The 21,444-nt window shown below is 73.2% G+C and carries 19 protein-coding genes; 14 read left to right on the top strand and 5 right to left on the bottom strand.

Annotated features, from left to right (window positions below; all coding sequences use genetic code 11):
* Positions 1 to 65 precede the first annotated feature (65 nt).
* From FZ988_RS10955 to FZ988_RS10905, 11 genes are all read left to right on the top strand, one after another.
* A complete protein-coding gene (locus tag FZ988_RS10955; RefSeq protein WP_149204061.1) occupies positions 66 to 1,373 on the top strand; it encodes an MFS transporter in 1,308 nt (435 codons plus the stop codon).
* Positions 1,370 to 2,344 carry an acetyl esterase gene (gene aes, locus FZ988_RS10950; protein WP_149204060.1) on the top strand — a complete coding sequence of 325 codons (975 nt, stop codon included), beginning with the start codon at positions 1,370 to 1,372 and terminating at the stop codon, positions 2,342 to 2,344. The genes FZ988_RS10955 and aes overlap by 4 nt, the downstream gene beginning before the upstream one ends.
* Positions 2,345 to 2,422: 78 nt before the next feature.
* A complete protein-coding gene (gene caiA / locus FZ988_RS10945; RefSeq protein WP_149204059.1) occupies positions 2,423 to 3,556 on the top strand; it encodes a crotonobetainyl-CoA dehydrogenase in 1,134 nt (377 codons plus the stop codon).
* 52 nt (positions 3,557 to 3,608) lie between these two features.
* On the top strand, positions 3,609 to 4,817 hold the full coding sequence (gene caiB, locus FZ988_RS10940) for an L-carnitine CoA-transferase (RefSeq protein WP_149204058.1): 1,209 nt from the start codon (positions 3,609 to 3,611) through the stop codon (positions 4,815 to 4,817).
* A 37-nt stretch (positions 4,818 to 4,854) separates the two neighbouring features.
* The gene (locus tag FZ988_RS10935; protein WP_223145109.1) at positions 4,855 to 6,480 is read left to right on the top strand and encodes an AMP-binding protein; all 1,626 of its coding nucleotides are present in this window, start codon (positions 4,855 to 4,857) and stop codon (positions 6,478 to 6,480) included.
* A gap of 103 nt (positions 6,481 to 6,583) precedes the next feature.
* Complete coding sequence (locus FZ988_RS10930) at positions 6,584 to 7,435, top strand: MaoC/PaaZ C-terminal domain-containing protein (protein ID WP_149204056.1); 852 nt, start codon at positions 6,584 to 6,586, stop codon at positions 7,433 to 7,435.
* 31 nt (positions 7,436 to 7,466) lie between these two features.
* The gene (locus FZ988_RS10925; protein ID WP_149204055.1) at positions 7,467 to 8,858 is read left to right on the top strand and encodes an MFS transporter; all 1,392 of its coding nucleotides are present in this window, start codon (positions 7,467 to 7,469) and stop codon (positions 8,856 to 8,858) included.
* Positions 8,855 to 9,628 carry an electron transfer flavoprotein subunit beta/FixA family protein gene (locus tag FZ988_RS10920; protein ID WP_149204054.1) on the top strand — a complete coding sequence of 258 codons (774 nt, stop codon included), beginning with the start codon at positions 8,855 to 8,857 and terminating at the stop codon, positions 9,626 to 9,628. The genes FZ988_RS10925 and FZ988_RS10920 overlap by 4 nt, the downstream gene beginning before the upstream one ends.
* A 25-nt stretch (positions 9,629 to 9,653) precedes the next feature.
* Positions 9,654 to 10,550 (top strand): electron transfer flavoprotein subunit alpha/FixB family protein, encoded by an 897-nt coding sequence (locus tag FZ988_RS10915; RefSeq protein WP_149204053.1) that lies wholly within the window; start codon positions 9,654 to 9,656, stop codon positions 10,548 to 10,550.
* A complete protein-coding gene (locus FZ988_RS10910; RefSeq protein ID WP_149204052.1) occupies positions 10,547 to 11,869 on the top strand; it encodes an FAD-dependent oxidoreductase in 1,323 nt (440 codons plus the stop codon). The genes FZ988_RS10915 and FZ988_RS10910 overlap by 4 nt, the downstream gene beginning before the upstream one ends.
* Entirely contained in the window at positions 11,866 to 12,153 is a 288-nt protein-coding gene (locus FZ988_RS10905; RefSeq protein WP_149204051.1) for a ferredoxin family protein, read from the top strand. The genes FZ988_RS10910 and FZ988_RS10905 overlap by 4 nt, the downstream gene beginning before the upstream one ends.
* 18 nt (positions 12,154 to 12,171) lie before the next feature.
* On the opposite strand, the gene FZ988_RS10900 is transcribed toward FZ988_RS10905, so the two are convergent.
* The 3 genes from FZ988_RS10900 to FZ988_RS10890 are packed head-to-tail and all read right to left on the bottom strand — an operon-like array spanning position 12,172 to position 15,661.
* Positions 12,172 to 12,408: a hypothetical protein gene (locus FZ988_RS10900; RefSeq protein ID WP_149204050.1), complete on the bottom strand. Its 237-nt coding sequence runs from the start codon at positions 12,406 to 12,408 to the stop codon at positions 12,172 to 12,174.
* Between the two features lie 18 nt (positions 12,409 to 12,426).
* Entirely contained in the window at positions 12,427 to 15,003 is a 2,577-nt protein-coding gene (locus FZ988_RS10895; protein ID WP_149204049.1) for a helix-turn-helix domain-containing protein, read from the bottom strand.
* 58 nt (positions 15,004 to 15,061) lie between these two features.
* Positions 15,062 to 15,661, bottom strand: a complete 600-nt coding sequence (locus FZ988_RS10890; RefSeq protein WP_149204048.1) for a M15 family metallopeptidase — start codon at positions 15,659 to 15,661, stop codon at positions 15,062 to 15,064.
* Positions 15,662 to 15,879: 218 nt separating this feature from the next.
* On the opposite strand from FZ988_RS10890, the gene FZ988_RS10885 reads away from it, so the two are divergent.
* Together FZ988_RS10885 and FZ988_RS10880 are read left to right on the top strand one after the other, a co-directional pair.
* On the top strand, positions 15,880 to 17,364 hold the full coding sequence (locus FZ988_RS10885; RefSeq protein ID WP_149204047.1) for a sensor histidine kinase: 1,485 nt from the start codon (positions 15,880 to 15,882) through the stop codon (positions 17,362 to 17,364).
* Positions 17,357 to 18,046: a response regulator gene (locus FZ988_RS10880; RefSeq protein ID WP_149204046.1), complete on the top strand. Its 690-nt coding sequence runs from the start codon at positions 17,357 to 17,359 to the stop codon at positions 18,044 to 18,046. Before FZ988_RS10885 ends, FZ988_RS10880 begins: the two co-directional genes overlap by 8 nt.
* 249 nt (positions 18,047 to 18,295) lie before the next feature.
* Here the strand turns inward: FZ988_RS10880 and FZ988_RS10875 are convergent, their stop codons facing one another.
* A complete protein-coding gene (locus tag FZ988_RS10875) occupies positions 18,296 to 19,387 on the bottom strand; it encodes a Gfo/Idh/MocA family protein (RefSeq protein WP_246169437.1) in 1,092 nt (363 codons plus the stop codon).
* 328 nt (positions 19,388 to 19,715) lie between these two features.
* On the opposite strand from FZ988_RS10875, the gene FZ988_RS10870 reads away from it, so the two are divergent.
* On the top strand, positions 19,716 to 20,573 hold the full coding sequence (locus FZ988_RS10870; protein WP_149204044.1) for a putative protein N(5)-glutamine methyltransferase: 858 nt from the start codon (positions 19,716 to 19,718) through the stop codon (positions 20,571 to 20,573).
* Positions 20,574 to 20,726: 153 nt separating this feature from the next.
* On the opposite strand, the gene FZ988_RS10865 is transcribed toward FZ988_RS10870, so the two are convergent.
* The gene (locus FZ988_RS10865) at positions 20,727 to 21,095 is read right to left on the bottom strand and encodes a putative quinol monooxygenase (RefSeq protein WP_223145108.1); all 369 of its coding nucleotides are present in this window, start codon (positions 21,093 to 21,095) and stop codon (positions 20,727 to 20,729) included.
* Positions 21,096 to 21,444 lie beyond the last annotated feature (349 nt).

Raw genomic sequence — 21,444 nt, 5'->3', positions numbered from 1 at the left:
ATGAGCGCCCCCCGCCGACCCTTGGGGTGTGGCTCCACCGGCGGAGCCCGTCCCAAGGAGGGCACATGGCACGCGTCGTGACCCAGGAGAAGAAGCCCGCGGACCTGACGAAGGTCCGCCGCTGGTTCCTCCTGATCCTGGTCAGCATCGGCAGCTCGATCATCTATACGCCTGCGTACCTGAAGAGCGTCTTCTACGACCCCCTGATGGAGTCGCTCGACCTCACCAACGCGCAGCTCGGCGCGCTCCTGTCGGCGTACGCCATCACGGCCACCGTCTGCTACCTGCCGTCCGGCGTCGTCGCGGACAAGGTCCGGGTGCGCACGCTCGCGGCGGTCGGCTTCATCAGCACCGCCGCGCTCGTGTTCGTGTACGCGATGCTCCCCTCCTACACGATGCTCCTCGTCGTCTTCGTGGGCATGGGCATCACGACGATCCTCATCTGGTGGGGCATCCGCTACAAGCTCGTGCGTCTCATCTCCGAGGAGGACGAGTACGCGAAGAACATCGGCATCAGCTACGGGTTCTACGGTGCGGCCGGCCTCGTCGTCGGGTTCGTCAACCTCGCGATCATCAACGCGTTCGGCGACAACATCAACGCGGGTGTGACGACGCTCCTCGTGTTCCTCGGTGCCCTGATCCTCGTGCTCGGCATCCTGTCGCTGCTGTTCATCCCGCGGTTCGAGGGTGAGCTCGCCGGTGGCGGTGCGTTCAAGATCGCGGACTCGCTCGCGGCGCTCAAGAGCCCGGTCGTGTGGATCAGCGCGCTGACGATGTTCTTCGTCTACTTCTTCTACACGGGCGTCACGTACACGACGCCGTACCTGACCGACGTGTTCTCGGCGTCGCTCGTGGTCGTGTCGGTGGTCGGCATCGTGCGGACGTACGGCGTGACGCTGCTCGCCGGGCCGGCCTTCGGCGCCCTGGCGCACAGGGCGCACTCGCCGGCACGCGTCATCTGGATCGGGTGCGCGGCGACTGCTGTCGCGCTCGTCGTCCTGGCCGTGCTGCCCGTGACGTCGGCGATGATCGTCATCGCGGCGGGTATCGCGGTGCTCCTCGGCTTCATCGCGAACGGCGTGTTCGGCATCGTGTCCTCGCAGCTCACGGAGGGCAAGGTCCCGCTGAGCATGTTCGGCGCGGCCACCGGCATCCTGTCCGTCGTCGGGTTCCTGCCTGACACGTTCTCGAGCGCCTGGTTCGGCGGGATGATCGACAGCGCCGGCAACGACGCCTACCCGCAGATCTTCGCGATCCTCGCGGGCAGCGCCGTCCTCGCCGGTGCGACCTCGGTCCTCCTGCGCTGGTACGTCAAGCGGAACCTCTCGGGCGAGCCCGAGGCTGTCCCGGCCACGGCGAGCGCCGCGGCATGAACCCCCCCGAGGTCCTGGCACGCGTCACCACCCAGATGGCGGCCGTGCTCGACAAGCAGGCCGAGCTGGCGGACGGCGCATTCGCGACCGACGTGGGCTTCGAGGAGATGCGGCGGCGCTACGCGCTCGAGCGCAGCTTCTGGAACGACGGTGGCCCCACCATGGCCGAGACCGTCGACGGCGTCGTGCCAGGGCCGTACGGGGACATCCGGATCCGCTACCACCGCCCCGGCGAGGGCGGCGTGCGGCCCTGCATCGTGTACGTGCACGGCGGCGGCTTCGTCGTCGGCGACCTGGACACCCACTCCCGGATCATGCGGACCCTCGCGGCCCGCACGGGGGCCGTCGTCGTCGGCGTGGACTACGCCCTGTCGCCGGAGGCCCGGTTCCCCCGCGCCGTGCACGAGTGCGCCGCGGTCGCGCGCCACCTCGCGGCGCACGCCGACGCCCTCGGGATCGACGCCGCGAACCTCTCGTTCGCGGGTGACTCGGGCGGGGCGAACCTGAGCCTCGCCGCCACGCTCTACCTGCGCGACGAGGTCTCGGACGCGCCGACGATCCGGTGCCTGCTCCTCTACTACGGCATGTACGGGCTCGCGGACTCCGCCTCCCGCCGGCTCTTCGGCGGGGAGTGGGACGGCCTGACCAAGGCCGACCTCGACTACTACATGGACTGCTACACGAACGACGCGCGGGACCTGGCGAGCCCGTACCTCGACTGCCTCGCTGCGGACCTGTCCCACGGCGTGCCGCCCTGCTACGTCGCGGCGTCGGCCCTCGACCCGTTGCGCGACGACAGCCTCGCGCTCGCCGAGGTGCTCGCCGGTGCCGGCGTGCCGCACCGGGTGCGCGTGTTCGACGGCGTGCTCCACGGGTTCCTGCACCACTCGCGGATGCTCCCGGAGGCCAGCGAGGCGCTCGAGGAGGGCGCCGAGTTCCACCGCCACGCGATCGCCCTGACCACCCGCTAGCGCCGCCCGCACCCTGCGGGCCCACCGGCCCGCACCGGACGCACGGACGCACGTCACCACCACAGAAAGGCCGCACCGATGGACTTCAGCCTCGACGAGGACCAGCAGCTCATGGTCCAGACCGTCCGTGAGCTCATGGCGAGCGAGAGCTGGGAGGCGTACTTCGCGGAGTGCGACGAGAAGCACGAGTACCCCGAGCGGTTCGTCGCCGAGCTCGCCGCCCTGGGCGTGGACTCGATCCTGCTGCCCGAGGACCGGGGCGGCATGGACGCCGGGTGGGTGACGCTCACGGCGGTGTGGGAGGAGCTCGGCCGGCTCGGTGCCCCGACGTACGTGCTGTACCAGCTGCCCGCGTGGGACACGATCCTGCGGGAGGGCACCCCGGAGCAGATCGAGAAGATCATGGCGTACCAGGGCACCGGCAAGCAGGTGTGGAACTCCGCGATGACGGAGCCCGGCGCCGGCTCGGGTCTCGGTGCGCTGCAGACGACGTACACGCGGCGTGACGGCAAGGTCTACCTCAACGGCCACAAGACGTTCATCACGTCGAGCGCGCACGTGCCCTACCTCGTGGTGATGTCGCGTGACTCCGCGAACCCCGACGTGTTCACCGAGTGGCTCGTCGACATGACGCTCCCGGGCATCACCAAGGAGCCCCTCGACAAGCTCGGGCTGCGCATGGACAGCTGCTGCGAGATCTACTTCGACGACGTCGAGCTCGCCGAGAGCGACCTGTTCGGGACCGAGGGGCGTGGGTTCGCCCGCGGCGTCGACGACTTCGACTTCGAGCGGTTCCTCGTCGCGTGCTCCGACTACGGCATGGCGTACTGCGCGTACGAGGACGCGGCGCGGTACGCGAACCAGCGTGAGCAGGGCGGGCAGGCGATCGGCCGCTACCAGCTCATCCAGGAGAAGTTCGCGAACATGGCGATCCGCATCACGAACATGCGGAACATGCTCTTCGAGATCGCGTGGAAGTACGACAACGGCCTGATGGGCAAGGGTGACTGCTCGATGGCGAAGTTCTACTGCGCCAACGCGTCCTTCGAGGTCGTCGACGACGCGCTCCAGGTGCTCGGCGGCATCGGCGTGACGGGCCACCACCGCGTCGCACGGTTCTGGCGTGACCTGAGGGTCGACCGGGTCTCGGGCGGCACCGACGAAATGATGATCTTGACGGCGGGTCGCGCCGTGCTCAAGCAGTACCGCTGACCGACCCGCCCAGCCACACCCCACGGCACCACCACGAAGGAAGGCAAGGCCCATGACCACGTCACCGGTACCCGCGTTCGGAGTGCTCGAGGGCACCAAGGTCGTCTACTCCGCGGTCGAGATCGCGGCGCCGTCGGCGGCCGCCCTCATGGCCGAGTGGGGTGCGGACGTGGTGTGGATCGAGAACATGCGCACCGGCGACTCGATGCGTGACACCACGTACGTCAAGGAGATGGAGCGCCGCAACCAGCGCAGCATCGCCCTGAACCCGTTCAGCGAGGACGGGCGTGAGGTGCTGCTGCGGCTGATCGCGGACGCGGACATCTTCATCGAGTCGAGCAAGGGCCCCACGTACGCGCGGCGCGGCATCACGGACGAGCTCCTGTGGGAGCACAACCCGAAGCTCGTCATCGTGCACGTGTCCGGGTTCGGCCAGGACGGCGACGAGGAGCGCATCCAGCGGGCCGCCTACGACCTGACGGTCCAGGCGTACAGCGGCTACCTGCACCAGAACGGGACGCCCGAGCAGCCCATGGCGGCCTCGCCGTACGTCGGCGACTACTTCACGTCGCTCATGGTCGTCAGCTCCGCGCTGGCCGCGCTGCGCAAGGCCGAGCGGACGGGGGTCGGGGAGAGCATCGACGTCGCGATGTACGAGGTCCTGCTGCGGGTGGGCGCCTACTACATGATGGACTACCTCAACGCGGGCACCACGTACCCGCGGGCAGGTGCCCGGCACCAGAACCTGTGCGCGATCGGGCAGTACCGCTGCCGCGACGGGTTCCTCGCCCTGTGCTGCTACGGCGTCAAGCAGAACAAGTACCTGCTCGAGCGCATCGGCCTCGGCGAGCTGTGGGGCACGCCGGAGTATCCGCAGGACACGAGCGCGCTGTGGCTCGACGGCCCTGCGGCGCAGCGGATCGAGGCCGCGCTCGACGCGTTCCTCCTCGAGCAGTCCGCGGCGGACATGGAACGTGAGTTCTCCGCCGTCGGCATCGCCGCCAACAAGATCCTCGACTTCGACGCCCTGACGCACGAGGAGCACGTCCAGCGCCGCGAGGCCTTCGTCGAGTGGCAGAACCAGGCCGGCGAGACCGTCAAGGGCGTCGGCATCTTCCCGAAGTTCCAGCAGACCCCGGGTCGCATCTGGCGCCCGATGCCCGACCTCGGCATGGACACCGACGCGGTCCTCGCGGAGGCCGGCTACACGCCCGAGCAGATCGCCGAGCTCGCCGACCGCGGAACCGTGAGGAGGGCCTGACGGAGCCGGGGCACGACCCACGGACGTCGGTGACGTGATGGACATCGTTGGCAGCAGGACGCTGAGGGACCTCTGGGACGACCTCGCCCGGGACGCGGGCGAGCGCACGTTCCTGGTGTTCGAGGACGCCTCGGGCGCCGTGGTCGAGCACACGTACGCGCAGTTCGAGGTGCTCGTCGCGCGCACCGCGAACCTCTTCACGTCCCTCGGTGTGGGGCGCGGCGACGCCGTCGCGGTCCACCTGCGCAACTGCCCCGAGCTCCTCATGTGCATGTTCGGCCTCGCGGAGATCGGCGCGGTCCTCGTGCCGCTGCACCCCCGCAGCACGCGCGAGGAGTGCGCCGACATCGCCGCCCGCGTCGAGGCGCGCGTGGTCGTGTGCGAGCCGGACGGCCTCGCGGTCTGGGGCGTTCCCGCCGCCCCGGTTGTGCCAGCGGCAGTGCCAGGCGCCGTGCCCGACGGCGCACCCTCCGGCGCCGTGGCGGACGGCCCGCGCGTCGTCGTGCAGCACGTGCTCGTCGCGCGCAGCGCGACTCCCCACGGGCCGGTCCACGGCGTCACGCGGTTCGAGGAGGCGCGCGACGCGCAGCCCGACCGCCTCGCCGTCGACGCGGCGCTGAGCAGCGACGACCCGGCGGGCATCGTGTTCACGTCAGGCACGACGGCGCGGCCCAAGGGCGTGGTGCTCACGCACGCGAACCTGATCTTCTCGGGGCACTTCGTGGACTGGCAGGCGAGCCTGACGTCCGCGGACCGGCTCCTGACGACCATGCCCGCGTGCCACGTGAACTTCCAGCTCAACGCCCTCATGCCCGTGCTGACGGCGGGCGCGACCCTCGTGATGGTCGAGCGCTACAGCGCGAGCCAGTTCTGGCGGCAGGTGTGCCGGCACGACGCGACCGTCGTCCAGAGCATCGCGATGATGGTCCGGACGATGCTGCTCCAGCCCGCGGCACCCTGGGAGCGCGAGAACCGGGTCCGCGAGGTGCTCTACTACCTGCCCATCACGGACGAGGAGAAGGCCCGTTTCGAGGAGCGGTTCGCGACGCGGATCCTCAACTCGTACGGCACGAGCGAGACCCTCGTCGGCGTCCTGACGGACCCGCCGCACGGCGAGCGCCGCTGGCCGTCGATCGGGCGCGTCGGGCTCGGGTACGAGGCGCGCGTGGCGGACGAGCAGGGCCGCGAGGTGGGCCCCGGCGTCGTCGGTGAGATCCAGGTGCGCGGGGTCCTCGGGCGCACGCTCATGCAGGGCTACCACAAGGACCCCGCGGCGACGGCGGCGGCCGTGGACGCCGACGGCTGGCTGCACACGGGCGACCTCGGCTGGGTCGACGACGACGGCTGGTTCTACTTCGTCGAGCGCCGCACCCTGCTGATCAAGCGCTCGGGGGAGAGCGTGTCGCCGGCCGAGGTCGAGGCGGCGCTCAGCCGCCACCCCGGGGTCTGCGAGTGCGCCGTCATCGGGGTGCCCGACCCGATCCACGACGAGGCCGTCAAGGCGTTCGTGGTGCCCGCCCCCGGCGTCGTGCTCACGGAGCGCGACGTGCAGGAGCACTGCCGAGCGCTGCTCGCCGAGTTCAAGGTGCCGACCGTCGTCGAGATCGTCCCGTCGCTGCCGCACACGCGCAGCTTCAAGGTCGCGAAGGCGAGCCTCGGATGACGACGACGCGCACGACCAGGACCGCCCGCACGGCCGGCACGGCCAGTGCGGCCCACCAGACCAGCACGACCCGCACGTCAGCACACGAGGGAGAGGCAGACCGATGACGATCAAGACCGAGATGGTGGGGCAGACGTTCGGCCCGTTCGAGCGCACGTACGACTTCAAGGACCTCATCCTCTTCGCCCTCGGGTGCGGCTGCGGCGTCGACGGCAAGACCGACCTGGAGTACGTGTACGAGAAGGACCTGAAGGTGCTGCCGATGTTCGGCGCGATGCCGATCGTCGACAGCGAGGTCACCCGCACCATCGACTACGGCTACAACTACGCAGGCTCCCTGCACTGGGGCTTCGACCTGCGGTTCCACCAGCCGATCACCAAGCTCTCGGGGACGCTGAGCACCAAGGTGCTGCTCAAGGGCCTGTTCGACCGCGGCGAGGGCCGCGGCCTGCTCGCGCAGCACGTGGGCGACACGTACGACGACGAGGGCAACCTGCTCTTCACCAACGAGAGCTGGGACTGCCTCATCTACGACGGCGGCTGGGGCGGCCCGGCCGCACCCAAGGACGTCGTCGAGATCCCCGACCGGGAGCCGGACGTCGAGGTGATCGAGCGCATCCCCGACAACCAGGCGCTCATCTACCGCCTGTCGGGCGACTTCCACCCCCAGCACGTCGACTGGGACTACGCGCACGAGAACGGCCAGATGAAGCCGATCCTGCACGCCGTGAGCTTCGCGGGCGTCGCGAGCCGGCACTTCATCCGCAGCTTCATCCCGGGCGAGCCCGAGCGGCTGACGCGCTTCAAGACGCGCATCACCGCGTCGCTGCTGCCCGGCGCGACCATGAAGACCCAGATGTGGGTCATGGGCGACGGCGTCGTGCACTTCCGCGTGATCGACGCGTACGCGCAGGCCAAGCCGTACCTCAACTTCGGCATCATCGAGTGGAAGTGACGCCCCGGTGCACAGCGGGCGGTGACGTGCGATGACCAGCGAGCGGGTTCTCCTCGACGACGTCGCGATGACGCCGTTCCTCAAGAAGGTCACGCTGTTCTCGAGCGGCGGCCCGTTCCTCGACGGGTACGTCCTGGCGATCATCGGCGTCGCGATCGACCAGATGACGCGGCGCGGCGACCTCGCGCTGACCGGCGGGTGGACCTCGGCGATCAGCGCGGCCGCGCTCGTCGGCCTGTTCCTCGGCACGTCGGTCGGTGGGTACGTCACGGACCGCATCGGTCGCAAGCGCATGTTCCTCATCGACATCGTCTCGATCGCCGTGATCTCGCTCGCGACGGCGTTCGTCTCGACGCCCCTGATGCTCGTCGTGATGCGCTTCATGATCGGCATCGTGATCGGCGCGGACTACCCGATCGCGACGTCGATGGTCGCGGAGTTCACGCCACGGCGGTACCGGGCGATCTCGATGGGGTTCATCGCGGCGATCTGGTACGTGGGCGCCAACGCCGCCTACCTCGTCGGGTACTTCCTCACGGACGTCGACGGCGGCTGGCGGTGGATGCTCGGCAGCGCCGTCGTGCCCTGCCTGGTGATCCTCATCGGCCGGTGGGGCATCCCCGAGTCGCCGCGCTGGCTCGCCAGCAAGGGGCGCGGCGCGGAGGCCGAGGCGATCCTGCTGCAGATGTTCGGCACGCGCGTCGAGCTCGAGCCGTCCCTGCCCAAGGCCACGCGCTACCGCGACCTCTTCCAGCGTGACCACCTGTCCAAGGTCGTGTTCATCGGCACCATCTGGCTCTGCCAGGCCGTGCCCATGTTCGCCATCTACACGTTCGGCCCGCGCATCATGGCCGCGTTCGGCCTCGCCGAGGGACGCCTGAGCGTGCTCGGCGAGGTGCTCATCGGCACGTTCTTCATGATCGGCTGCATCCCCGCGATGTGGTGGGCCAACTCGATGGGCCGGCGGCGCCTGCTCATCGGCAGCTTCGCGATGATGACGCTCGCGCTCGCGGTCCTCGGCGTCCTGCCGACCGCGGGGACCTGGGTCGTCATCGTCTGCTTCGCCGTGTACGCCTTCTTCTCCGGCGGCCCCGGCAACCTGCAGTGGCTCTACCCGAACGAGCTGTTCCCCACCGACATCCGCGCGTCCGCCGTGGGTGCCGCGATGGCCTTCAGCCGCATCGGCACGGTCATCGCGATCTACGTGCTGCCCGGCTTCCTCGCCGACCACGGCACGCGAGCCACGATGGTCGCCGGCGCCGTGATCTCGGCCGTCGGCCTGGCCGTCTCCATCCCCATGGCCCCGGAGACCCGCGGCCTGACCCTCGGCGAGTCCAGCCGGCTCCGCCTCGGGCACCGCGAGGGCGCCGCGCAGGCGACCCCCGCGGGCGCCGACCACGCACAGCAAGGAGAGACCCGATGAAGATCGCCGTGGCCTACAAGTGGGCCCCCAACCCGCAGGACGCCGCCGTCGGCGCCGACGGCTCCGTGGACTGGTCCCGCGCCAAGCCCGCCGTCTCCGAGTACGACCCCGTGGCCGTCGAGGTCGGCCGCAGGCTCGCCGACGCGACGGGCGCCGAGCTCGTCGGACTCAGCGTCGGCGGCCCGGACGTCGCGAGCCCCATGGCCAAGAAGGCCGCGCTCTCGCGTGGCCTGGACAGCGCGGTCGTCGTGGCCGACGACGCGCTCGCCGGCGCGGGCACGACGCCGACGGGCCGTGCGCTCGCGGCCCTCGTGCAGCGCCTCGGCGACGTGGACCTCGTCCTGACGGGCGACTCGTCCGTCGACGCGGGCGCCCAGATGGTTCCCGCGGTGCTCGCCGGGGCCCTCGGCTGGCCGGCCCTGACCGACGTCGTCGCCGTCAGCGGCACGGCCGGTGACCTCACCGTCGAGCGCGCCCACGCGGGCGGCTCGCAGGTGCTGCACGTGACCGGCCCGGTCGTCCTCGCGGTCGCGGCGGACGCCGTCGTGCCCCGCGTGCCGGGCATGAAGGACATCCTCTCGGCCGGCAAGAAGCCCACCGAGGAGGTGCCCCTCGCCGACCTCGCGGGCTGGCAGACGGCACCCGTCGAGGTGGTCGCGACCGCCGGCCCCGAGCTCAAGGTCCGCAAGGGCCAGGTCATCGACGGCGCCGACCCGGCCGCGGCCGTGACCGCGCTCGTCGCCGCGCTCCGCGCCGACGGCGTCCTCTGACCACCCAGGACCGGAAGGAACGATCATGAGCAGCACGTACATCCTGGTGGCGGGCGACGCGCGGATCAGCGCCCTCGTCGCGGCCGCCCCCGGTGCCACGACGGCGGTTGTCGTCGGCACCCGTGCGGTCGCCGACGCGGTCGCGACCAGCGGCGTCGGCTCCGTCGTGTGGCTCGGTGAGCCCGGCGACGCACCCCTCGAGGCGTTCGCCGGCCCCGTGGCCGACCTCGTCGCCGCCGCGGCGCCCGACGTCGTCCTCGCCTCGACCCGCCCCGCCGACCGGGTGCTCGCGGGCGCCGTCGCGGCCCGTCTCGGCGCACCCGTGCACACCATGGCCTCGAAGGTCGAGGTGCACGACGGCGCCGCCGAGGTCACGCGCGCGGTCTTCGGCGGCATCGCGCGCCAGACCCTGCGCACCGCGGGCCCCGTGGTGGTCGTCGTCGACGGCGGCACGCTCGGTGAGGGCGGCTCGGCACCCGTCGAGGAGGTCGCCGCGGCGCCCGCGCCGACCGTCCGCGTGGTCGAGACCCGCGCGGCCGAGCGCACGCAGGTCGACCTCGGTCGCGCGCAGCGCATCGTCGCCGTGGGCCGCGGGCTCAAGGCGCAGGAGGACGTCGCCGTCGTCGAGGGCCTCGCCGCCGTGCTCGGGGCGGAGACCGCGTGCTCGCGCCCGCTCGCCGAGGGCGTCGGCTGGTTCACCAAGGACCGGTACGTGGGCGTCACGGGGCAGCATGTTCAGCCCGACCTCTACGTCGCGCTCGGCATCTCCGGTCAGCTCCAGCACACCGTGGGCGCACGCGCCGCGGGCACCGTCGTCGCGGTCAACACGGACGCGTCCTGCCCGTACTTCGCGGAGGCCGACTACTGCGTGGTCGGGGACCTCTACGCGATCGCCGGGGCCCTGACGGACGCACTGCGATGAGCGAGCCCACGGCTGCGACCGGGCCCGACGTCGAGCCCGACTTCGACGTCATCGTCGTCGGCGGCGGCATCGCCGGGTGCGTCACCGCCTACCGCCTCGCGCAGGCCGGGCGCTCCGTCGTGCTCATCGAGCGCGGCGAGGCGCCCGGGTCCAAGAACCTCTCGGGCGGCGTGCTGTACTCGCGCGTCCTCGAGCAGGTGTTCCCCGACCTGCTGACGTCCGCGCCGATCGAGCGCCGCATCACGCGCAACTACGTCCAGTTCCTCAACGCGACGTCGTCCGTCGGCATCGACTACCAGGACGCGCGCCTCGCCGAGCCGGTCAACGCGGTCACGGTGCTGCGTGCGCGCCTCGACGCGTGGCTCGCGGAGCGCTGCGAGGAGGCGGGCGTGTTCCTCATGCCCGGCGTGCGCGTGGACCGGGTCATCCGCGAGGGCGGCCGGGTCGTGGGCGTGCGCGCGGGCGACGACGAGCTGCGGGCCCACGTGGTCGTCGCGGCCGACGGCGTCAACTCGTTCGTGGCGCAGGAGGCCGGGCTGCGTGAGAAGCCCCCGACCCACCATCTCGCGGTGGGCGTCAAGGCGGTCGTGCGGCTCGACGAGCGCACCGTCGCCGAGCGCTTCCACCTCGTGGGCGACGAGGGGGCCGCGTACGCGATCGTCGGCGACTGCACGCTCGGCGTCGGCGGCGGCGGGTTCCTCTACACGAACCGCGACTCCCTGTCGGTGGGCGTCGTGCTGCGGCTCGACGACCTCGTCAAGCGCGGCCTGCGGTCCACCGACGTGTTCGACCACTTCCTGGGGCACCGCTTCATCGCACCGTTCCTGGAGGGCGGGGAGATCGCCGAGTACGGCAGCCACCTGGTCGCCGAGGGCGGGCTCGAGATGGTGGGGCACATCCACACCGACGGCATGGTCGTCGTCGGTGACGCGGCCGGGCTGACCCTCAACACCGGCCTGACCGTGCGTGGCATGGACCTCGCGGCGGCGTCGGGCATCGCGGCCGCCAAGGGGATCGACGAGGCGCTGACCAGCGGCGACACGTCCGAGGCCGGGCTCGCCGGCTACCGGCGCGAGCTCTTCGCCGGGTTCGCGGGCAAGGACATGGAGACCTACGCCAAGGCGCCCGCGTTCCTCGAGCGGACGCGCATGTACGAGGAGTACGGGCTGCTCCTCGGCGACGTGCTCCACAGCGTGTTCGACCACGACCTGACGCCGCGGCGCCACCTGTCCCAGGTGGTCCGCAGCGAGCTCAAGAGGTCACCCGTGCGCCTGCGGGACCTCCTCTCCGACGGCCTCGCGGGGGTGCGTGCACTGTGAAGCGGACATCGATCCCGGAGCGGCTGGCCGGCAACCGGTACGTCACGGACGAGGACGAGAGCCACATCCACGTCGACCAGGACCTCGCGCGCAGCACGGGGACGGGCAAGCGGATCGTCGCCGTGTGCCCTGCGCACGTCTACACCGAGGAGCCCGACGGGACCATCTCCGTCGAGTACGCCGCGTGCTTCGAGTGCGGTGCGTGCCTCGCGGTCGCGGCGCCCGGTGCGCTCACGTGGCACTACCCGCGCGGCGGGACGGGCGTGCAGTTCCGGGAGGGCTGAGCGCGCGCGACGGTCCGGCTACGCCGGAGTGTGGTCGCGCATCGTCCGCCGCGGCGCCGCGTCCGGCCGGCCCGCCGCGCGCCGGCTGACCGCCGTCTGGACGACGCCTCTGAGGGTGTACGCGGTCACCATGGCGACGAGGAGCACCCAGAAGCGGTGCCAGCCGGTCGACTGGACCACGAGCTCCGCGGTCAGCACCACGACGAGGCTGAAGGCGAGCTCGACCGCGAGCATGCGTACGTGGTTCCGCTTCATCGCGTTCTCCCTGGCCGGTCAGTCGATCGCGCAGGACAGCCAGGTCTGGGCCGCGTGGGCGAGGCCCTCGCGGCTGTTGACGCCGACCTTGCGGCACGCGCTGAAGATGTGGTTCTCGACGGTGCGCACGCTCAGCACCTTGAGCGCCGCGATCTCGGGGGCGCTCATGCCGCGGGCCACGAGGATCGCGATCTCCCGCTCGCGCGCCGTGAGGCTCACGGCGCGGTCGAACGGGCGGAAGAGCCCGCACAGGTCGCGGCCGCGCAGACCGGCCTGGTGCCACGCGGCGTCGGCGTGCGCCGCCGCCTGCACCACGTCGCCCGCGGTGAGCATGCGCACGGACCGGGCGACGGCCGTCCGCACGGCGTAGAGCCGCAGGCCGGCGGCGAGGAGCTGGGGCTCGAGCAGGGACAGGCGCTCGGGGTCGGTCGACGCGATCGCGACCGCGTAGGCGCCCAGGTGCTTGAGCAGCGGGGCGTCGCAGGAGGCTGCGGCGTCCGCGAGGCGAGCGGCGCGCACCGGGTCGGGGTGCCGCTCGATCGCTGTGACGCCCGCGACGATCCCGGCGGGCACGAACCCGCGGTCCAGGCGCTCCTCGGCGAGCGCCCACAGGGCGTCCGCGGTGTCGCTGTCGCGGTCCTGCAGTTCGGCCGAGATGCCGTCGGGCGCCATACCCGGGTGGGGACCGCGGCCGAGGCCGTAGGAGCCGGACTGGAGCGCGAGCGAGCGCGCGTACGCCGTGCGGCCCTGCCACGTCGCCGCGTCCGCCGCGAGCCACAGGAGGCCGGTCTGGACGTGCGACTGGTGCGCCGGCATGGGCGCCAGCGCGAGGACGGAGGACATGAGCGCGTCGAGCTCGAGCAGGCGTCCCTGGAGCGCGAGGCCCAGGCCCGCGACGTACGCGTGCGCCTGCACACCGCTGGGCTCGAGCCGCTCCGTGCTGACCTCGACCTGCGCGAGCGCGGCGGTGACCGCACCCTCCAGGTCGCACGTGTACAGCAGCGCGAGCTCGCGGGACACGTCGGCCGACTGCTGCAGCACGGTGACCGGGCTCTGGAAGCCGTCGAGCAGGTCGAGCGCGGCCTGCGCCTGACCGCCGGCGACGAGCACCTCGGCACGGGCGACGCGCAGGGCGTCGGCGGCGAGCGGGGCCTGGTCGGCCGGGCCGTCCGCGAGGGCGTCGGCGGACGGCAGCGCGCCCGTGAGCACCCGCAGGTGGGCCTCGGTCGCCCTGAGCAGGCCCGCGTGCTCGGGCGCGCGGCGCTGCTCCTCGACGAGCCGGTCGCACGCCTCGTCGACCCGGCCCCGCACCAGGCCCTCGTAGAGGGCGCGGGTCGCCGCGAACAGGGCCATCGCCTGCGGGTCGTCCCCGGGGGTGCGCGTCGCGGCCAGCACCGCGTCGATCTCGTGGGGGCGCGAGCGTGCCGTGAGGAGTGCCTCGACGAGCGGCGCGGCCAGGGCGGGGGTGGGGTCCGCGTCCCAGGCCGCACGACGGGCCGCGATCTCGTCGCGCCAGTACCTGGTCAGCCGGCCGCTGAGGATCGGCTCGCTGCCGCGCGTGCGCGCCGACGCCCGCTCGGTGGCCGGTACCCGCGGTGCGCGGCCCGGCTGGTGGCCCGCGGCCTCGAGCCGGTCGCGGACGAGGAGGCGGCGGGTCGGCGACGACTCCCGCACGAGGTGCTCGGCGAGCAGCGGAGGGAACACGCCGACGACGTCACGGTCGCCCTCGGGCACGACCCGCAGCAGGCCCGCGTCGCCGAGGGCCGCGAGCGTCTCCCCGGCGATGCAGCGTTGCGCGACGTCGACGCCGAGCGTCCCCGCCGCGGCCACGAGCGTCAGGGCCTCGACCTCGGCGTCGTCCAGGCCCGAGAGGAACGCCTCGGCGGCCGGGCCGAGCGCCGCGGTCCACAGGTCTCCGCGCGTGACCCAGATGCCGCCGCGCGGTGCGAGGTGCGACGCGCGTCGGGCCGTCTGGACGGTTGCCGACACGAGCCCGGGCAGGCCGCCCGTCTCGGCCGCGATCCGGGCGACGGCGGTCGGGTCCACGGGCCCGCCGAGCAGGGTGTGGACGAGGCGGTGGACCTCGTCGAACCGCAGCGGGGGCAGGACCACGCGGACGGTGGATCGCAGCGCGCCCGCGAGGTCCGGGACGGCGGGCGTCGCGCTGCGGGCTCGTGCGGCTCGCCGTCGGGCCACGAGGACGGGCGTGCCCAGGCGCGCGTGCACGGCCGTGACGGCTCCGACGGTCGACGCGTCGAGGTCGTCGGCGTCGTCGACCAGCAGGACGGCCGGGGCGGGGGAGAGCAGGTCCTCGAGCTCGGTGACGGCCGAGAGCAGCGTGGTCAGCGCGTTGGGTGACGGCACGACGTCGACGCCCGTCATGGCGAGGCTGCTCAACGCGCGCTCACGCAGCGCACGGATGCCCCCGACACGACGGACCGTGACCCCGTCCGCGGCGAGCCGGTCGGCCACCCGGCCGAGGACGGCGGAGCGTCCGGACGAGCGCATGCCGACGAGGTCCACGGACGTCCCCGCGAGGAGGTAACCGGTGATCTCGTCGGTGATGTCCGTCCGGCGCGGACCTTCGTCGACCACGTCCTCACGCTAGGGGTGCGCCGACCCGCGGATGCGGGACGATCGGCCGGGGAACCGCTCATCCGCCCGACGGGTCCTGCGAGGGCTCGGGGCACGACGTCGCGCCGTCAGGCAGCTTCTCGAAGTGCCAGATCTCGTTCGCGTACGTCTGGCACAGACCGAAGTCCAACGAGTGCTCGGCGAGCCAGTACGCACCCTCGGTGTCGCCGACGTCGATCGCGAGGCCCTGGACGTGCGCCGACTCCTCGGGCGGCAGGACCCAGCGCAGCGCCTCCTCGAGCGACCCGTACCGCTCGACCGCGTCGTCGAGCAGTGCCTGCTGGTCCGCGGCCGACCGCCAGCCGGAGGTCAGGGTCAGGGAGACGTCGTCGGCCGCGGCGGCCGCCTGGGCGGCCTCGAACCTGCGTTGCAGCTCGGCGTCCAGGCCCGTCGCCGGCGTCGGTGCGTCGGCTCCGGGGACCCCACCTCCGTCCGGCCCGCCGTCCTGCGTGGGCGCCGGACCGCCGACGGCGCGCAGGTCGAGCCCGACGGCCCCGAGCAGGGGCCCGGACGCCTGCCAGGCGACCACGACCCCGATGCCCAGCAGGGCGGTCACGACGACCGCAGAGGTGCGGCGTCGACGGGCGGGTCGGCGGGAGGGACGGGCGCTTCTGGTCATGCATCGAGCCTCCCGAGCAGGGGCCCTGCCCCGCGTCGCCCGCCGGTCCGATCACCTCCGCGGCGCCCCTGACCGGGCGATCAGGGCGCGGGCGTCGTCGGGCGCGACCTGGGGTGGACGAGGGGACCCCCGCCGGTCGCCCGCAGGTGGAGCGGGGCACCGCGAGGATGCGCCCGCAGGGGGTCGGGCGGCGGCAGCTGCCGCACTAGCGTCGAACCGTGACCGATCCCCGCGCCCCCCGCCGCGAGCGGGTGCACCACGCGCCGCCGTCGCGCGCGGAGGTCCTGCTCGCGCTCGCGGCGGCCGGCTCGTGGTTCGTCGCGGTCGCCTTCGCCACCGGGTGGGACTACTGGCAGCCGCGGTGGATCGAGTCGTACTGGTGGGCCGGGCTGTGGCTCGCGGTGACGCTGCTGATGCGTCGCAGCCTGCCCGGTCTCGCGTTCTGGGCGACCGTCCTCGTGTACCCCGCGACGTACGGGCTCGTCGCGCACGGCTCCGCGCTCCAGTCCGACTTCCACGTGCTGCCCATCATGATCGCTGCGTTCGCGGCGACCCGTGCCGGTGCGGTGCCGCGGCTGGTCGCGGCGGCCGCGGCAGGCGCGTCGACCATCGCGCTGGCGTTCGGGTCGTTCGCCGGCGTGCGCCTCTTCGTCGAGGGCCGTGGGCTGCCCGTCGGCGGCGGCGTGACCCACCTCCTCCTGCTCCTGTCGCTCGTGCTCGCCGCGACGGTGCTGGGCTCCGTGTTCTGCCGGCTCGAGCAGACGACGGCCTCGCTCGCCGAGCGCAACGCCGAGCTCCAGGCCCTCCAGGAGATGCGCACCCGCGAGGCCGTGCACCACGAGCGGACCCGGATCGCCCGTGAGCTGCACGACGTCGTGGCCCACCACGTGACAGCGATCGTCGTGCGGGCGCAAGCCGCCGACCGGGTGGGCGAGGCGCAGCCCGAGGCCTACCGGGACGCCGTCCGGTGGATCGGACCCGCGGGACGCGAGGCCCTCGACTCCATGCGTTCCCTGGTCCGGGTGCTCCGCGACGACGAGGCCGACGGTCCGTCGTCGTCCCGTCCGGCGCGCCCACCTGCCGCGACGCCGGGCGAGGCCCTGCGTGGCTGGGCGGGTGCGGACGGCTTCACCCGGTGGCCGGGAGCACCGGCCGCCCGGTCGGGTGCTGCTGCTGGTGCGGGTGCTGGTGCCGGTGCTGGTGCTGGTGCTGGTGCCCTGCCGGGTCCGGGTCCGGGGCCGGGGCCGGCGTCGGGGGAGCGGGGTCGAGGGCTCGCCGACGCCGGGCACGACGGCCGCGCGCCGCTCGCGCCGATGCCCACGCTCGCGGACCTGCCGGCGGTGCTCGAGCGGGTGCGCGGTGCGGGCCTCGACGTCACAGCCTCCCTGCCCGCCGTGCTGCCGGCATGCACGCCCGCGCTCGGCCTCGCGGTGGTCAGGGTCGCCCAGGAGTCGCTGACCAACGTGCTCGTGCACTCCTCGGCCGAGCGTGTGCGCGTGGGCCTGGACGTGACGCCCCGATCGGTCGTCCTGACCGTGGACGACCCGGGCCCCGCTGCCGCGTCCGCGCACGGACCGGGACGGCGCGGCCACGGCCTCGTGCACATGAGGGAGCGTGCGTCGACGTGCGGAGGGACGCTCGTCGCCGGCCCGACCGAGGCCGGCGGCTGGAGCGTGCGGATGGAGGTGCCGAGGCGTGGATGACGAGCGGCCGGACATCCGCGTGGTCATCGTCGACGACCAGTCGATGATCCGGCTCGGGCTGCGGATGATCCTCGACCACGAGCCCGGCATCGTCACGGTCGGGGAGGCGCGCGACGGCGCGGAGGCGGTCGAGGTCGCCAGGGCCGTCCGCCCCGACGTCGTGCTCATGGACATCCGGATGCCGGTGCTCGACGGCGTCGAGGCGACCCGGCGCATCCGCAGCGACCCCGATCTGGACGACGTGCGCGTCGCGGTGCTGACCACGTTCGATGACGAGGAGTACGTGACGGGCGCGCTGCACGCGGGCGCGGACGGGTTCCTGCTCAAGGACACCGACCCCGGGACGCTGGTCGCCTGCGTCCAGCGCGTGAGCGCGGGGGGCAGCATGCTCGACCCCGCCGTCACGGCGCTCGTGCTGGGTCAGTGGCGCGCCTCCGTCCCGGCGCGCCCGGGCGGCGGGCAGCCTGCGTGGGCGGTCGGGTCGTTGACGCCGCGCGAGCTCGAGGTCCTGCGCGCCGTCGCCCGCGGCTCGGCGAACGCGGACATCGCGACCGAGCTCGACCTGTCGCTCGCGACCGTCAAGGCCCACGTCCACACGCTGCTCGGCAAGCTCGGCTGCACCGCGAGGACCCAGCTCGTCGTCGCGGCGTACGAGTCAGGCCTCGTCGTCCCCGGAACCTGACCCCGCGCCCCGTCCACCCGCCCGTCCCCCACCCCCCACACCCACCCGGGGGCCCGAGATCGCACTCCGGCAGCCAGACCGCACCTGTGCACGTGCGACTTCGGTGCGGGAGTGCGACCTCGCCCCCGATCTGCCCCCACCCCCTCCGGCCTGGGGCAGGAGGGGGTGGGGGAGGACGGGGTCGGGGAGGACAGGGTGGGGCAGGGGGTGGTGGGAGGAGGAGGCAGGCAGGCAGGTGGGGGTGGTGGGCTAAGGGACGGCGGGCGGCCGGGCGTCCACGACGTCTGCGCGCAGGGAGTGCTGGAACCGGTCGTCGTCGCGCAGGGTCGCGGGCGTGACGGGCCTGCCGTGGGTCGCGGAGGCGTAGACGGCCGTCGCCAGCTCCAGGGGTCGGCGCGCGTGGGTCGCCACGGCGGGCAGGGGTGAGCCGGTGGTCAGGGCATCGACGACTCCGCGGACGAGGGCCGCGTGGCCGCTGGGCTCGTCGTCGAGCGGGAACGTCCACCGCGCGGCGCGGTCCGGGTCGACGCCGCGCGCGGGTGTGATGCGCCAGTCGGTGCCGCGGTGCCCGTGGAGGTGCTCGAGCTCGATCGTCGCGAGCTCCGTGTCGATGCGCAGCGCGCTCGTCTCGCGGGGGGACAGGACGCTCGAGACCAGGACCGCGAGCGCGCCGCTGGTGAAGCGCACGGTCGCGGTCGAGACGTCCTCCGTCTCGATGTCGCGGTCGACCCGCCACAGGCGCGCGTCGACCTCGGCCCAGTCGCCGAGGAGGTCGGCGAGCAGGTCCATCTGGTGGATCCCGTGGCTGAACGTCGTGCCGCCGCCCTCGGCGTCCCAGGTGCCCCGGTGCTCGCCGGCGAAGTGGTCGGCGTCGCGCAGCCACAGGGTCTGGCACTGCGCGAGCAGGGGACGCCCGAGGTCGCCCGACTCCAGCAGCTGCCGCACGTGCGCCGCGGCCGTGCCCGTGCGCTGCTGGAAGGCGAACGCGAGGGCCAGCCCGGCGGCGTCGGCCCCGGCCTGCATCGCGTCGAGCTCGGCGAGCGACAGGGCGGGCGGCTTCTCGCACAGCACGTGCGCGCCGGCGGCGAACGCGTCGAGCGCCTGCTCGCGGTGCAGGTGGGGCGGGGTGCACAGGACGACGAGGTCCAGGTCTTCCTGCGCGAGCAGGTCCGTGTGCGCCGTGTAGCGGCCGCGCACGCCGTACCTGTCGGCGAACACCTCACGTCGCTCGCCGCTGCGGTTGCTCACCGCGACGAGGTCGACGCGCGGGTCCGCGGTCAGCGCCTGGGCGTGGAGGTGGGCGACGGCGCCGGTGCCGACGATGGCTGCCTTGAGGGTCACATGGCCACGGTAGACCGGGGCCTTGCGACGCCGGAGGGGGCCATCCGGACGCCTGCGCCATTCACGCCCTGGTCGTTCACGATTCACCCACGCGTCACCCGTGACGTAGGGCCCGGGACGTGACATCCTTGAGGCGAGGACCCGTTGCCTGCCCCCTGCGCAGCGGGTCCTCCTTAACGCCCTGAACCGGGTCTGCTCCCTGAGCGGGTCGACGCCCTGACCCGGGTCCCCGCATCGCCGCGTGCCCTCCGAGGGGGTGGGGCGGCCCGCCGCCGGGACGGGAATCCGCGGGCCCGCGGGTGATCGCGCCGGGTAGCGTGGCGGCCTCATGGACCTGGCCCCAGCCTTGCTCGCGGACGTCGTCGCACGCCTTCGCGCGGCCGGCTGCGTGTTCGCCGAGGACGAGGCGGCGCTGATCGCCGAGGCCGCCGACACCCCGGACGGGCTCGACACGATGGTCCACCGCCGCGTCGCCGGCGACCCGCTCGAGCACATCCTCGGCTGGGCGGAGTTCTGCGGCCTGCGGATCCCGGTGGAGCCGGGCGTCTTCGTCCCCCGACGTCGGACCGAGCTGCTCGTCCAGGAGGCCGCCGCGATCCTCGGCCGCCGCAGGCTCGCTGGTGCTGGTGCTGGTGCTGGTGCTGGAGCCCCGGACCCTGCCGGCCCCGGTGCGGCGTCGACCGTGCCTGTCGTGGTCGAGATGTGCTGCGGTGCGGCGGGGGTCGCTGCCGCGCTCGCGCATCACGCGGGGCCGCTCGAGCTCTATGCGTCAGACGTCGACGCGGCGTCCGTGCGATGCGCCGCCCGGACCCTCGCACCGTTCGGCGGGACGGTCGTCGAGGGCGACCTCTACGACGCGCTCCCCACGTCCCTGCGGGGCCGGGTCACCGTGCTCGCCGCGAACGCCCCCTACGTCCCGACGGACGCGATCGCGCTCATGCCGCCCGAGGCGCGCCTGCACGAGCCTCTCGTCGCGCTCGATGGTGGTCCGGACGGGCTCGACGTCCAGCGCCGCGTCATCGCGGGCGCCGCGTCGTGGCTCGAGCCCGGCGGCCACCTGCTCGTCGAGACGAGCGTGGGGCAGGCGCCGGCGACGGTCGCAGCGATGTCGGCCGCCGGCCTCAGGACCAGGACCGTCCGGTCGGAGGAGCTCGACGGCACGGTCGTCGTCGGGCGCAGACCCTGACCGCTTGCCCGATCGCCCACCTGCCCGCCTGCCTGCTGGCACTCCCGCCCGCAGGCAGGGAGGCCCGCTGACCCGCCCGCCCGCTGGCCCACCTGCCCGCCCGCTGACCCGCCCGCCCGCTGGCCCACCTGCCCACCGTCCCGGCTGTGAGGCCTACGTGTGCTGCGGCCCAGGTGCGACGGTGTCGGTGATCCCGGTGCCTGTGACGAGGTGCAGGCGCTGCACCTCGACGCGAGAGACGTGCTCGCCGACGCTGTCGAGGAACCTCCGGGTCGTCGGCTGGGACTCGTGCTCGGCGAGCGCCGCCTCGCTCGTGTAGAGCTCGTAGAAGATCCGGACGTCGGGCTCCCCCTCGAGCGCGTGCACGGCATAGACCAAGGTGCGCGGCTCGTGCTCAGCGATGCCCGCGACCGTCTCACGCATCAGCGCGTCGAAGGCCTCGGCCTGCCCCTCCCTGAGCGTGAACCTGACCACCAGACCGAACCGGGACACCTGGACCTCCTCGTTGGGCACCGACCTCACGGCTGATCCTCCTCCGCGTCGCTGAGCCGCGTCCCCGCGTCGGAGCGGCAGCCGAGCACCGGCTCGACGAGCCCGAGCACCAGCCGAACCGCGCACGCGCGTCGTGAGGTCGGGCCTTCGGGCCGAGGTCGGGCCGTGGAACTCACGACCTCGGCACAAACGTCCGACCTCGGCGCACGGCGACGGGGGATCACGGCGCGACGGGACGACCTGGGCACCCGGCTCGTCGGCCGTCCGGCTCGTCGGCCGTCCGGCTCAGCGGCCGAACGGCTCGGCGGCCCGGGTCCGGCCAGCCAGGTCAGGTCGCCCGGGCCGGGCCACCTGGTCCGGCCACTCCGGTCCGGGCCAT

Origin of the sequence: Actinotalea subterranea (assembly GCF_008364845.1) — a bacterium.
GTDB lineage: Bacteria > Actinomycetota > Actinomycetes > Actinomycetales > Cellulomonadaceae > Actinotalea > Actinotalea subterranea.
Note: the sequence above shows the minus strand (reverse complement) of the source record. Positions and strands in the feature narration are given on the sequence as shown.

Bases quoted from the DNA above. Each gene is read 5' to 3' on its own strand.
- FZ988_RS10955 (WP_149204061.1), top strand. From the start codon at position 66: ATGGCACGCGTCGTGACCCAGGAGAAGAAGCCCGCGGACCTGACGAAG.
- aes (WP_149204060.1), top strand. From the start codon at position 1,370: ATGAACCCCCCCGAGGTCCTGGCACGCGTCACCACCCAGATGGCGGCC.
- caiA (WP_149204059.1), top strand. From the start codon at position 2,423: ATGGACTTCAGCCTCGACGAGGACCAGCAGCTCATGGTCCAGACCGTC.
- caiB (WP_149204058.1), top strand. From the start codon at position 3,609: ATGACCACGTCACCGGTACCCGCGTTCGGAGTGCTCGAGGGCACCAAG.
- FZ988_RS10935 (WP_223145109.1), top strand. From the start codon at position 4,855: ATGGACATCGTTGGCAGCAGGACGCTGAGGGACCTCTGGGACGACCTC.
- FZ988_RS10930 (WP_149204056.1), top strand. From the start codon at position 6,584: ATGACGATCAAGACCGAGATGGTGGGGCAGACGTTCGGCCCGTTCGAG.
- FZ988_RS10925 (WP_149204055.1), top strand. From the start codon at position 7,467: ATGACCAGCGAGCGGGTTCTCCTCGACGACGTCGCGATGACGCCGTTC.
- FZ988_RS10920 (WP_149204054.1), top strand. From the start codon at position 8,855: ATGAAGATCGCCGTGGCCTACAAGTGGGCCCCCAACCCGCAGGACGCC.
- FZ988_RS10915 (WP_149204053.1), top strand. From the start codon at position 9,654: ATGAGCAGCACGTACATCCTGGTGGCGGGCGACGCGCGGATCAGCGCC.
- FZ988_RS10910 (WP_149204052.1), top strand. From the start codon at position 10,547: ATGAGCGAGCCCACGGCTGCGACCGGGCCCGACGTCGAGCCCGACTTC.
- FZ988_RS10900 (WP_149204050.1), bottom strand. From the start codon at position 12,408: ATGAAGCGGAACCACGTACGCATGCTCGCGGTCGAGCTCGCCTTCAGC.
- FZ988_RS10890 (WP_149204048.1), bottom strand. From the start codon at position 15,661: ATGACCAGAAGCGCCCGTCCCTCCCGCCGACCCGCCCGTCGACGCCGC.
- FZ988_RS10870 (WP_149204044.1), top strand. From the start codon at position 19,716: ATGGACCTGGCCCCAGCCTTGCTCGCGGACGTCGTCGCACGCCTTCGC.